The sequence below is a fragment of the Clostridium aceticum genome (genome assembly GCF_001042715.1).
GTDB classification, from domain to species: Bacteria; Bacillota; Clostridia; order Peptostreptococcales; family Natronincolaceae; genus Andreesenella; species Andreesenella acetica.
In genome coordinates this window covers 2,777,834-2,789,957 of sequence record NZ_CP009687.1, presented here as the reverse complement: position 1 = coordinate 2,789,957, position 12,124 = coordinate 2,777,834, and the positions used below count along the sequence as shown (strand labels likewise).

The 12,124-nt window shown below is 35.1% G+C and carries 11 protein-coding genes and 1 pseudogene; 11 read left to right on the top strand and 1 reads right to left on the bottom strand.

Annotated features, from left to right (window positions below):
• Window positions 1-11 precede the first annotated feature (11 nt).
• From CACET_RS12935 to CACET_RS19550, 11 genes and pseudogenes are all read left to right on the top strand, one after another.
• Window positions 12-677: a YidC/Oxa1 family membrane protein insertase gene (locus tag CACET_RS12935; protein WP_044826436.1), complete on the top strand. Its 666-nt coding sequence runs from the start codon at window positions 12-14 to the stop codon at window positions 675-677.
• Between the two features lie 192 nt (window positions 678-869).
• Window positions 870-2,612, top strand: a complete 1,743-nt coding sequence (locus CACET_RS12930; RefSeq protein ID WP_044826437.1) for a methyl-accepting chemotaxis protein — start codon at window positions 870-872, stop codon at window positions 2,610-2,612.
• Between the two features lie 1,014 nt (window positions 2,613-3,626).
• On the top strand, window positions 3,627-4,028 hold the full coding sequence (locus tag CACET_RS12925) for a DUF2196 domain-containing protein (RefSeq protein WP_044826438.1): 402 nt from the start codon (window positions 3,627-3,629) through the stop codon (window positions 4,026-4,028).
• A gap of 32 nt (window positions 4,029-4,060) precedes the next feature.
• Entirely contained in the window at window positions 4,061-4,555 is a 495-nt protein-coding gene (locus CACET_RS12920; protein ID WP_044826439.1) for a TspO/MBR family protein, read from the top strand.
• A 127-nt stretch (window positions 4,556-4,682) separates the two neighbouring features.
• Window positions 4,683-4,820 (top strand): hypothetical protein, encoded by a 138-nt coding sequence (locus CACET_RS20525; RefSeq protein ID WP_158386061.1) that lies wholly within the window; start codon window positions 4,683-4,685, stop codon window positions 4,818-4,820.
• Window positions 4,821-5,001: 181 nt separating this feature from the next.
• Window positions 5,002-6,174, top strand: coding sequence for a chromate efflux transporter (gene chrA / locus CACET_RS12915; RefSeq protein ID WP_044826440.1), 1,173 nt, complete (start codon window positions 5,002-5,004; stop codon window positions 6,172-6,174).
• Window positions 6,175-6,655: 481 nt separating this feature from the next.
• On the top strand, window positions 6,656-6,826 hold the full coding sequence (locus CACET_RS21240) for a helix-turn-helix transcriptional regulator (RefSeq protein WP_341410282.1): 171 nt from the start codon (window positions 6,656-6,658) through the stop codon (window positions 6,824-6,826).
• Window positions 6,819-7,004: pseudogene (locus tag CACET_RS21235) on the top strand (AbrB/MazE/SpoVT family DNA-binding domain-containing protein); the annotation flags it as partial. The gene CACET_RS21240 and the pseudogene CACET_RS21235, both read left to right, overlap by 8 nt.
• A gap of 189 nt (window positions 7,005-7,193) precedes the next feature.
• Window positions 7,194-8,252 (top strand): alpha/beta fold hydrolase, encoded by a 1,059-nt coding sequence (locus CACET_RS12905; protein ID WP_044826441.1) that lies wholly within the window; start codon window positions 7,194-7,196, stop codon window positions 8,250-8,252.
• A gap of 340 nt (window positions 8,253-8,592) precedes the next feature.
• Complete coding sequence (locus tag CACET_RS21230) at window positions 8,593-8,790, top strand: hypothetical protein (protein ID WP_044826442.1); 198 nt, start codon at window positions 8,593-8,595, stop codon at window positions 8,788-8,790.
• Between the two features lie 274 nt (window positions 8,791-9,064).
• Entirely contained in the window at window positions 9,065-10,210 is a 1,146-nt protein-coding gene (locus CACET_RS19550) for a tetratricopeptide repeat protein (protein WP_052661593.1), read from the top strand.
• Between the two features lie 260 nt (window positions 10,211-10,470).
• On the opposite strand, the gene CACET_RS12890 is transcribed toward CACET_RS19550, so the two are convergent.
• Entirely contained in the window at window positions 10,471-11,808 is a 1,338-nt protein-coding gene (locus CACET_RS12890; protein WP_044826443.1) for a cyclic 2,3-diphosphoglycerate synthase, read from the bottom strand.
• Window positions 11,809-12,124: the final 316 nt, after the last annotated feature.

The window sequence follows — 12,124 nt, the reverse complement described above, 5'->3', positions numbered from 1 at the left end:
GAGGTTTTCATTTGAACGTTATCGTACAACCCTTAGGTGCACTTTTAAGAATAATATTTCAGCTAACCGGTAGCTATGGTGTAGCTATCATAGTATTTACAGTTATCGTAAAGCTAGCAATGGTGCCTTTAACGATGAAACAAACAAAATCTATGAAAAGAATGCAGGAGCTTCAACCAAAGATTAAAGAAGTACAAGAAAAATATAAAAATAATCAAGAACAGATGAATATAAAAGTAATGGAACTGTATAAGGAATACAATGTTAGCCCTTTTGGAGGGTGTTTGCCTCTACTAATTCAGTTTCCTATTATTATTGGCTTATTTACCGTATTAAGAAACCCTGTAGATTTTGGATTTTCCCAGGAAGTAGTAGAGGCGGGTTTTTTATGGATACCAAATCTATCCCAAGAAGATCCTTGGTTACTACCCCTATTTGCAGGGCTAACCACCTACCTATCCAGTGCGACGATGTCAACTTCAGGAGGAAAACAAGATGTAACTCAAGCTATGATGAAATATTTCATGCCTGTTATGATTTTTTGGTGGGGAAGAAGCTTCCCTGCTGGTTTGACCCTATACTGGGGCATAAGCAATCTATTTCAAATAGCTCAACAGTTAGTTATCAATAGACCTTCCTTAAAACTAAGAGGAGATGTAAAACAGCATAGTTCATAATGCACATATTTATCCGATGACTTGCAATTCCAAGATTTCCATTTGTGTAAGCGGGAGATGGGAAATGCAAAGTCCTTGAGTAACAGGATTTTGCATTTGGATGGAGTTTTAAAGCTTATCCAAATGGAGTCTTAATTAAATTACTTTAATTAAAGGTTGAAGACAATTTTGGCATTATTAGGGGGGATTACTATGGGTTTTTTTATTGAAAGGAACAAAAAGACAACTTTACGGAAGCAGTGGACAAAAAACATTATGATGCTAATCATTGTTTTGTTTTTAGGGTTTGGATTCTTTATTTATACCGCAGTAAATACAGTAGGGCAACAGATGCTGACACTGTCTTTAAACACTATGGGGAGAATTGCTTCTAGGGAATTAGCCCAACATAACCTAGAAGAATTGATCAAAGAAAAGAATCCAGAGGATTCCAACTATAGAAATATTGAAGCTATTTTAGAGGAAATTTCTAGCTTAACTGAAGATATAGTACCTCATATCTATATTTTTGCAAAAGACCAAAGGGATGAATGGATCTATGTTGTAGATGCATCTAGAGAAGAAAAATTGCAGATTGGCATGCCTTTTCCTTACGACAATAAAGAGAAGGAATTGGTCTATGAGACGGCTACTCCCCACGCTACGAGTATAGAGCAAGACTTTTTCACCCAAGAAGCCTATGTGGCAGCCTACATACCTATTATACAAAATGATGAAGTAACTGCTATTTTAGGAATGGATATCAATATAAATGTATTATTAAAGTTACAGATGATATTACTGGGTATTTTGGTAGGGATTATGGCAATTAGTTTGTTGATTATATGGGGCATTGTCCGCTTTATAACCATGAGACAAAGTCGTTCTATCGAGGGGCTATTAACCAAAATGAAGGAAATAGCAGAGCTTAAGGGAGACTTCACAAAGCGAGTTAATATTGAAGAAAACAATGAAATTGGTGAATTAGCTAAGTGTACCAATCAAATTTTGGATACAATACAAGATCTCTTATTAAAGGTAAATGAAAATGCCGATTATTTAGTAGATACCAGTAAACATTTTTCAAAGTCTTTTGAGGAGGTAAATATAACTTTTGCAGAAATGAACACTACCGTTGAAAATGTAACAGATAGAATGATAGCACAATCGGAGGAAGCATCAAAGATGACTAAATCTACTGAAGGAATCCATCAAGCTATCCAGGCAATTGCAGAGTACTCTCAAAAGGTAACAGCAGAAGTAATAGACACTGAAATCAATTCCCAAAAAGGAAACGAGGCTGTAGAAAAAATGAAATGGCAGCTTGAAAAGGTAGGGACAGTTGTAAATGAAACGACGGAATTTATGCTTAGATTAGGTCAATATTCAACAAAAATTAACAATATAGTTGACGTTATTACGGCCATCTCCAAACAAACAAATCTACTAGCCGTGAATGCTTCAATAGAGGCAGCTAGGGCAGGGGAGCATGGTAAGGGATTTGCCGTAGTTGCGGAGGAAGTAAAAATATTAGCAGAAGAATCTTCAAAATCAGCTAGTGAAATAGGTAAGCTTTTAGGAGATATACAAAAGGGAATTAGTAATGCCTCTAAATCCATGGAGGAACTTACCCAGCAAAAATCAGCAAGTGATCTAGAGATGGAAGAAGTGATCACAAGATTCAATCATATTACCACTTCAATACATAAGGTTTCAAGAATGATAGGGGAAGTATCGGCATCAAGTCAGGAAATTAATGCTAGCATAGCTATTCTCTCTGATAGCATGGAAAACCTAGAGAAGATTACACAGGAAAATACCCAATCGACAAAGGAAGTGGCTATAAGTATAGATGGGGAGGCAAAAACAATTCAAAATCTGTTGGATGGTGTCAGTCATATGGAGACAAAATCCCATGAATTAAATCAAAGGCTAAGTAAACTAAAGCTAAAATAAATAAAAAGGAAGTGGTGTAATGAAAAGTCATCCGAAAAAAGTTAAAAGGATGGCTTTATATCATTGAAACTAATTTGATCAACAGTGCATATTTAGTTCATAGTGTTCGGTAAAAAACGTGACAATGGAGGTTTAGGAGGCAATGATGAGCGGGAGCAAACCTTAAATCAACTACTAACCCAGATGGGTGGTTTCAGTGGAGAATAAGGAGTTGTTATTACTGAAATATATTGAGAAAAATCTTATGTAGGAAAATTAGTCTATGACTCTTGAATCAACAGACACATCAATAAAGCCATACTTATAGATTCCTTTATACTCTCTGGGAACGCATTACTTGACAATCGTGAAGAGTTAAAGAGGAAATGGGAAGCTCTCGCAGCGTTTACCAATATAACAGAAGGAGCTAAACACATCAAAGAAATCGATACGGATTTCATCTTAAGAACCTTGGACCATATCAAAGTCTTTGAAACGTGAAAGATTGTTATCCAGTTTATGGATGGAACAGAGATGGAGTGTGATGGGTAATAATAAGGGACTATCTGGCTGACTTGGATCGATGATCTGAGTCGGCTTTTTTAAGTTACCCCGAGTTTACATTGATAAATATTTGGAAATATCTTATAATTTTAAGTAGGACAATATGCAAATATTCAAGCAACCTCGAGTGCATATTCGAGGGTTTTGTTTTTATTTTAGAATACATATAGCAGAGGTGGAGAATTTGCCATTAAGCAATAACGAATTATTGATTGAAGATTTAAGAGAAAGGTTCAGATAATATCTAGAGGTTGAATACTCTCACCTGCAAAATAAAAATATTGTACTTAGTGATGCATTTTACCTCCATAGACATGATATTGGGATTGGCTTTTGGGAAGCACTAAGAAATGAAAAAACTATTGTAGGTAGTGTTTATGCTGGGGGTGGGAAAGGCGTATCAAAATTGAGTCTTTTATCAAGGACAAGGAATATTCACTTGCGTGGGAATATTTACAGAACTTTTGGTGGTTGAGGCTTGGACTTCATGAATATGCTTTTGATGTATACTTTAAATCTGATGTACTGCCTGAAGATGATGTAAGAGATCATGTTTTGGTTTCCATGTACAATAAAATTGATTTATCAATTGATCCGCCCACAATCTTTAAAGATGAACAAATCTTAAATTCCTTGAGATATAAGGTTTCATGGAATCGATATGGTGTATGCAGTTATGACTGCGGACCATTAGCAATTGGGAGGGAAGGGTTTGTTCCATTGGGATTTTATGTGTATGATGACTTTAAGAGCAACAAAGAAGCTTTAAGAACCAGTTCTCATAAGCATCCTCATGGCATTAAAGTGATGCTAGAGAGTGGAGTTGTTGGAAACAATATTAAAAGAGCATATTTACCCTGTTGTGAAATATAATGTAGTAATCTTATAACGAGGAAGTGGTGTAAATGCGAAAATTACATTCTCTTAACAAAGGAAGTATTGTAGGTTTTATTATTGCTATAGCAATACCTCTAGCTGTAGGTTCATTAAGCTCGTTTTTTACTAGAGATACAATGCAGCAATATCAAAATTTAATCCAACCTTCATTTGCTCCCCCTGGATGGGTATTTCCTGTTGTTTGGACTATATTATATGTACTTATGGGAATTGCATCATATAGAATATATAGTCTTGGCTTCAAAGATCCACAAGTAAAAAGCGCGTTATTATTCTATGCAGCACAGCTTTTCGTGAACTTTTTCTGGACTATAATATTTTTCAGGTTTGAACAAAGAGGATTTGCTTTAGTATGGTTGATATTATTGTGGGTATTGATCGTTATTACTACTGCTAAATTTTATAGACTGGATAAAATTGCAGGGTATTTAATGGTTCCATACATACTTTGGGTAAGTTTTGCTGGACTATTGAATTATTCTGTATGGCAGTTAAATAGATGATTAGAAGTGAAAAGATATATATTAGCTGAGTTAGGGGAAAGCTTATGATCTGTTCTGGAGGCCATGGTAGAATGAGGGAACAATTATAAAAAACTTAATAAGCGTTTTTTATGTGTATACCGAAAATATGATTGCATATACGAAAAATAAAACATTACTGATTCTTTTATTGAATGAATTAACATCTGCTCTAGATGCATTAACAGAGAAGGTACTATTAAAGCCATTTGACAAGTCAGCTCAAATCGCACAATTATTACAATAAGTCATAGGATTTCTGCAATCATTGATGCCGATACTGTACACATAATGGATGCTGGTAGAGTTGTAGAGAGTGGAACACCAGAAGAACTTTCTGAAAAAGATGGTTGGTTTGCTATCTATAAACGTCTTGAAGAGCATGGCTGGAAAGTCGGATAAAACTAAGTAAATAAGGAGAAAAGAAAATGGAAACTATTAAATGGAGTACATTTCTTAAAGATGTATTCATTTGTTCTTTGGGGGCTTACGGAGGTCCTGAAGCCCATTACGGTGTTTTTACAGAGCAACTGGTTATGAAGAAAAAGTATTTAACTGAAGAAGAACTGGTTGAACTGATCGCTTTAACAGGAATTTTACCTGGTCCAAGTAGTACACAAACCATTGTTGCCATTGGGCATAAAATGGGAGGGCCATTGTTAGCTTTTCTAACTATATTGGTATGGGCTTTACCGGTACTTACATTGATGATGTTACTTTCATTTTTAAGCCAATTTTTTAGCAGCATGAATATATCGCAGGATGTGCTGCGCTATATCGGTCCCATAGCCGTAGGATTTATTGTCGTAGCTGCATATCGCATAGGGCGCAAGGTAGTAAAAGACAAGATCACTTTGCTGTTATTGATAATGGGAGGGGTAATCACTTACTTTATTCGGGCACCTTGGATCTTTCCGTTGGTATTGATTATTGGTGGCGTGGTAAGTATTATTACTTCAGAAGAGAAGGATCTTTGGAACCGTGTTAAATTAACCCCTCCTTGGAAGTACCTTATTGCCTTTGGAATCTTTGCATTAGGAAGCCTTCTTCTTACTTTTGTATGGGATAACAGAATTCTCCGTTTGTTTGAAAGTTTTTACCGCTATGGTTACCTAGTTATCGGAGGCGGACAGGTAGTAGTACCGCTAATGTATAGTGAGTTAGTAGAAGTGAATCAGTATATGACAAATCAGGAGTTTTTAACTGGCTTTGGACTGGTACAAGGACTACCAGGGCCGATGTTTAGCTTTAGCGCCTATGCAGGCGGGATGGCAGCCCGTGGAGGAAGTGTATTAACCCAAGTTCTGGGTGCTATTGCAGGAGGGATAGGAATATTTTTGCCAGGTCTACTTTTAATTTACTTCGTATATCCAATATGGGAAAACTTAAAGAAGATTAAAGGAATTAAAGTATCTTTGAAAGGTATTACTGCTGTTGCTGGTGGACTTATTACCGTGGCTGCAATAATCCTGATGCAAAAGAGTGGATTTGCAATCGATAATACTCTTGTTATGCTTAGTACCGTTGTACTTCTAGTTACAAAAAAAATTCCAGCACCATTGATCGTATTAGCTGCTTTAGCCGCAGGATTCATTTTGTAATCACTCAAATAATTATTAATCAATGTCATTAAATTTATCATAACCTTATTTTTAAAGTCTTATAAAGCCAATTTTAAGAAAAGCAACCAAAAATCTATTGATATGTTCCCGCAAACGTACGGGGCAAAAATCACCCTCTGACATCAATGCCATCAGCTCGATCCATGTTGAGTGTGTGGTATTCATAGAGAAGGAATAGGTTGAAATCGGAAGTTTAGAAGATTTTATATAAAAATTCATAATGTGTATATGTTCCCCTAGACGAGTTAAAATGTACCCTATAGAGTAGACAGTATTAAAAGTCCACTTTATAGGGATTTTTATTTGATATAATAAAGAAAATTAATTTTGGGGGACAACTATCTCAGTAGAAAATACTTGCTATAAACTTCAAGTTATGTGACTATATTTACTCAAAATTATTTAATTGGTAGATAATCAAGTTGAGTTAGGTATAATAATTAAGAAGGGTGTGAAACGTATGATTAATATGAATCTAAAAAACTTACGTAAGTTTTACAGATATACTCAGGAGGAGATTGCTGATAAAATAGGGGTTTCTAGACAAGCTGTTGCAAAATGGGAAAATAGAGAAACAATATCTGATATAAGTAATTGCATTAGCAGAGTTATATGGGGTGACATTGGATGATTTAGTAAATTACAAGGAAGAAAAAGGTGTAAATGGACCTCAACCCAAGGGAAAACATATATTTGGATTAGTAAAGGTTGGAGAATGTGGACAAATTGTTATTCCTAAAAAGGCTAGGGAAATATGCAAAATCGCAGCAGGTGATAGCCTACTAGTTTTGGGAGATGAGGCACAGGGTGGTTTGGCAATTATGTAAAATGATGTTTTTCTTCATTTTGCGCAAGAAATAGTAAAGGCACAGGAAATTAAGGAAGAAGAGGAATGTGATTGAAAGCATCCAAATAACAATTAAGAGGCAAAAGTAATAATAAGATGTAATATCCATAAAGGCGTGAATCAAAAGAGAAAAGGGGAGAGGTGATTTAGTATGTTGAAGATATTTTTTATATGTATAGCCGTCATTGTTGCGATTACCATAATTGCTATTAGTATTTATGCATATACCAATATGAACTATGATAAAAAGCCACTGCTAAAAACTTATGAGGCAGGCTTTGAGGAGAAGCAGATCAAGTTAGATGATGGAACAGTTTTAAATTATGTAGAAGGGCCAGATAATGGACCTCCTCTTTTCTTGATACACGGCCAGTCGATGAAGTGGGAGGATTACGCTAGGGTTTTACCTGACCTTGCTAAATATTATCACGTGTACGCAATTGATTGTCATGGACATGGAAAATCCAGTCATGATTCCACAAAGTACACAGGGGTAGCCATGGGGAAGGATTTTATATGGTTTATTGAAAATGTCATTGGAGAAGCAGTTGTGATATCGGGTCATTCTTCCGGTGGTATCTTAGCAGCCTGGGTTGCAGCAAATGCATCAGAACTTGTGTTGGGACTTGTTTTAGAGGATCCGCCATTTTTTAGCGTTGAGCCAGAGGAAATGCAAAATACCTTCGTATGGTATGAAAATATGGAGGTTGCCCATGGTTTTTTAAATCAATCAGAAGTAGATGACTTTGTAGTATACTATCTGGAAAACAGTTATATGTGGGGATTATTCGGAGATTTAAGGATACTGCTTGCAAACAGTGCTAGAAAATATAGAGAAAAGAATCCAGGTGAACCACTAAAGCTACGGTATGTGCCATATAAGTGGATTCATGGAACTCTATATCTGGATGAATTTGATTTGGAATTTACAGAGACCTTTTATACAGGTGAGTGGTTTGAGGGCCTTGATCAAGAAGAAACATTATCAAGAATTGATGTCCCCACCATGTATATTAAGGCAGAGACTATGTATGGAAAGGATGGAGTGCTATACGCTGCCAATAGTGATGAGGATGCAGAACGGGTTCGAAATCTTATTAAAGGTAGTAAGATGATAACAATAAAATCTGGTCATGATATTCATTTTGAAAAGCCTAAAGAATTTGTTCAAATAATGGTGGATTTTCTAAATGAAGTAATTATGAAATAATGGAATATTAGAAACTAAATAGATTTAATTAGCCGAGCAATTCTTTCAATCTATGGATTTGAAAGAGTAGTAATTATAGATGTTACGTATATAATTTGGAAGAAGCTAGTACTCCGTCTTTGGGGAACTACCCTGGGGGGGAACTCATTATTTTCATACGAAATTTTATCATCATCCTATCAAAACCCATGTTGAGACGGGTGTACTTCGTTCCTACAAAAAAGCAGACACATATACCAACGTAAATGTGGAGTTTAGCGAGTGTGAAGGGAAAATTCCTGTGGGCAAAATTGTTGAACAAACAGAATTTTAAAGAGTACGCGAAAGAGTTACCGAGAAGATGATACAAGAGTATATAGAAAGCAAGTATGGCTTCAAGGTGCATACGGCTTATATTGCAGAAGTAAAAAGAAATTTGGGGTTACCCAGGCATGAGGTACCTAATGCAGTAGATGAGTTGAAAAATTCGAAAAAACAACCAATACTTGAAAAGGTGGAAGCAATCAAAGATGCATTGAAGCATTTTGGTATAATATAACTGATTGTATCAAATCACATAAATAATGGGTTTAAATGAAGTATTATATTATTAGAGGCTAAGTCTGGGTCGATAAAATGGCACGTAAACTTAGCCTATTTTTGTATAATACTGGGAGTGTTTTGATGAAAGGTGTATAATAAAAGAAAGGTGTGCAAATTATAATGTACCAGACCGAGGATGGATTGACAAAAATAGAAACTACTTTTGATAATGATACCGTTTGGCTATCCATTGATAAAGCATATAAAAAATAGGGAAAAGTAGGGGTTCCATGAAATTAGAGGCCTATATAAGAAAATTTGAGAGAAGAGTAAAAAAGCATCCTGATGATTGGCAGATGCATAGGAAAATAGGAAAGAGGTTGGTTTATAAGCTTAAGAAAAAGGTAAAAAGAAATCCTAAAGACACAAAGCTAATCAACTGGTGTGGTATTATAGCATTAGAAATTAACGATATAGATCTGGCCCTACAGATGTTTCAAAGAGCTGTAGCCATCAACCCTAATGTTCAGACATTAAATAATCTTGCATATTTCTATCAAATTGAGTACGATGACCATCAAAGAGCTGTAGAATTATTGGGAAAGGCTATAAAGCTGAATCCCAGCTCAAAATTTCCCTATGGACTGTTGGGGGAAGCCTATTTAGATTTGGAGCTTTACCAAAAGGCGGAAGAGACTTTTAAAAAGGCTATTGGTATTGAAGAAAGTTCTTCACTTTTAAATAATTTAGGGGTTGCTTTGTATAAGCAAGAGAAAATCAAAGAAGCAGCAGTTTGTTTTCAAAAAGCATGGGAATTTGAAAATAGGATGAAGGATGATTATCTAGATTCAATCCTTAACTATGACGTTTGGGATGAATATCTTAATTCTGTCCTTAGCTACGGTGTTTCCTTGGCTCAGCTAGGAAATATAAAAGAGGCTGAAGAAGTAGCAGAGAAATTAAAGTTATACGTAAAGCGTTATTTAGAAGCAGGAAAAAATCCAATTCATTTAGATATTGGTTTTCTAGAAATAGCTGAAATCTACTATGAAGTCCATAGCTACGCTAAGGCAAATGAGATGTTTCATGCTGCACAGGGGCCTAAGATGTTCTATGGAATTTCCCCTAGATGGATTAGCCAATATCAGTATTCTTTATTACAGTGTGGAAATTTGCAGGAGGCAGAAGCATTGCTTAAAAAGGTAATCTTGGATACCCAGAAGTTAATGGAGGAAATCCTGAAAGATGATTATTATACCCATGAGGAGCAGCTAGAGCACATAAAAGATTATGTCCAGGATATAGAACAATATAAGGCTTTATTCCAGAAGGTTAGAGAAGGTCATCGTCCTTTGATAGACTTCCATCCTCAAGTAATGGGAAGCTGTTATATGTTTGGTTGTATACGGCACGGAACGGCAGAGTATGAGGAGTAATATTTTAAATAGTGGGGTGAGCTAATTGAGTAACATTAACAAAGAAGAACAGAAATAGATGAAGCAAAAACCTACTTTATCTAATTGTGCCTTTATGCGTCGGATGTCGTAGGTGGATACGAATAAGTATTATTCTTACTTTATTCGACAAAAATAAAAGAAATCCTTTTTGAATTTAGGATTTCTTTTATTTACATTTGCATTCTAACTTGTCAGGAGTAAGATATATCCAAAAGAATATATCTTATTAGATAAAAGAGTTATAATTTATGTGTTTTAATAAAATCATTTAATACTTCTGTAAGGTTTGTGCTGCCCACTTCATCTAAATCGTAATGTACTCTTGTAGTAGGTTTATTAATGTTAATTATTCTTGTTAAATCAATCGGCGTCCCTATTATTACAGAATCACAATCCGTATTATTTATTGTCTCTTCTAGGTCTTTTAATTGTTGTTCACCATAGCCCATTGCAGGTAAAAGAGCACCAATATCTTTATAGATTTTAAATGTATCAGTTAATTTACCTACTGTGTAAGGGCGGGGATCGACAAGTTCTGCTGCCCCTAGACGTTGGGCTGCAACTACACCAGCACCTATTTTCATTTCTCCATGGGTTAAAGTAGGACCATCCTCTACAACTAAAACTCTCTTTCCTTTTATAATATCTGGATTATCCACGGTAATTTTTGATTCAGCCTTTATAATTAAGGCATTTGGGTTAACTTTTTTAATGTTTGACTCAACTTTTTCTACTGCTTCCTTACTAGCACTATCTATTTTATTAATGATTGCTACATCCGCAGCTCTTAGATTAACTTCTCCAGGATAGTAACTCAATTCATGGCCAGGCCGATGAGGGTCTAGGACTGTTATGGCAAGATCTGGCTTGTAGAAAGAAAAGTCATTGTTCCCACCATCCCATAAAATTACATCGCAACCATCGAGATCTAGCTCAGCTTGTTTTAAAATGGCTTCATAATCTACACCAGCATATATAATGTTTCCTCGAGTAATATGCGGTTCATATTCTTCCATTTCCTCGACAGTACACTTATGTTTCTTTAAATCTTCTAACGAAGCAAACCTTTGAACTTTTTGTTCTGAAAGATCGCCATATGGCATAGGATGTCTAACTGCAACAACCTTTAGGTTTTGGGCCATAAGTAGCTCTATAACCTTTCTAGATGTCTGACTTTTCCCTGATCCAGTTCTAACTGCACATACAGAAATTACAGGTTTATTGCTTTTTATCATAGTATTATTTGGTCCTAAAAGTTTGAAATCTGCACCAGCTGCATTAACGATTGCACTTATACCCATTACAGTCGAATAATTTACATCACTGTACGCAAAAACGCACTCATCTACATTTAAATCCTTTATTATTTCTGATAATTTTTCTTCAGGATATATAGGAATTCCTTCTGGGTATAAATTACCAGCTAACTCTGCTGGATATTTACGATTATCTATATCTGGTATTTGGGCTGCAGTAAATGCCACTACTCTATAATTGTCATTATTTCTATAATATGTATTGAAATTATGAAAATCTCTTCCTGCTGCCCCTATAATTACTACATTCTTTTTATCCATTTGCCATTCATCTCCTCTTGGAATAGTTAGATATTATCACTATTTTACATTATAAACAGAAACATATAAAGACTATGTTTAATAATTCAAAAAATTTATTTACCAGTAAGATCAATAATTATAATAATTTGCAGTTATTCTTTTAGACTAATTATCCTTAACAGAGACGATATATTAAATGTTATGTATTGTTGAATATAAATTGTTAAATACGGTGTAAGACGGTTAATAGGTTCAAGGTTTGGGTTTTAGGTTATATGGATTTTATGATATGACTATTTGCGTTAAATAAAGTTGTTAGAAAATTTTGTGATTT

Excerpts from the sequence above, each read along its gene's own strand:
- CACET_RS12930 (WP_044826437.1), top strand. The coding sequence starts at position 870 with ATGGGTTTTTTTATTGAAAGGAACAAAAAGACAACTTTACGGAAGCAG.
- CACET_RS12920 (WP_044826439.1), top strand. The coding sequence starts at position 4,061 with ATGCGAAAATTACATTCTCTTAACAAAGGAAGTATTGTAGGTTTTATT.
- CACET_RS20525 (WP_158386061.1), top strand. The coding sequence starts at position 4,683 with ATGATTGCATATACGAAAAATAAAACATTACTGATTCTTTTATTGAAT.
- chrA (WP_044826440.1), top strand. The coding sequence starts at position 5,002 with ATGGAAACTATTAAATGGAGTACATTTCTTAAAGATGTATTCATTTGT.
- CACET_RS21240 (WP_341410282.1), top strand. The coding sequence starts at position 6,656 with ATGATTAATATGAATCTAAAAAACTTACGTAAGTTTTACAGATATACT.
- CACET_RS12905 (WP_044826441.1), top strand. The coding sequence starts at position 7,194 with ATGTTGAAGATATTTTTTATATGTATAGCCGTCATTGTTGCGATTACC.
- CACET_RS21230 (WP_044826442.1), top strand. The coding sequence starts at position 8,593 with ATGATACAAGAGTATATAGAAAGCAAGTATGGCTTCAAGGTGCATACG.
- CACET_RS19550 (WP_052661593.1), top strand. The coding sequence starts at position 9,065 with ATGAAATTAGAGGCCTATATAAGAAAATTTGAGAGAAGAGTAAAAAAG.
- CACET_RS12890 (WP_044826443.1), bottom strand. The coding sequence starts at position 11,808 with ATGGATAAAAAGAATGTAGTAATTATAGGGGCAGCAGGAAGAGATTTT.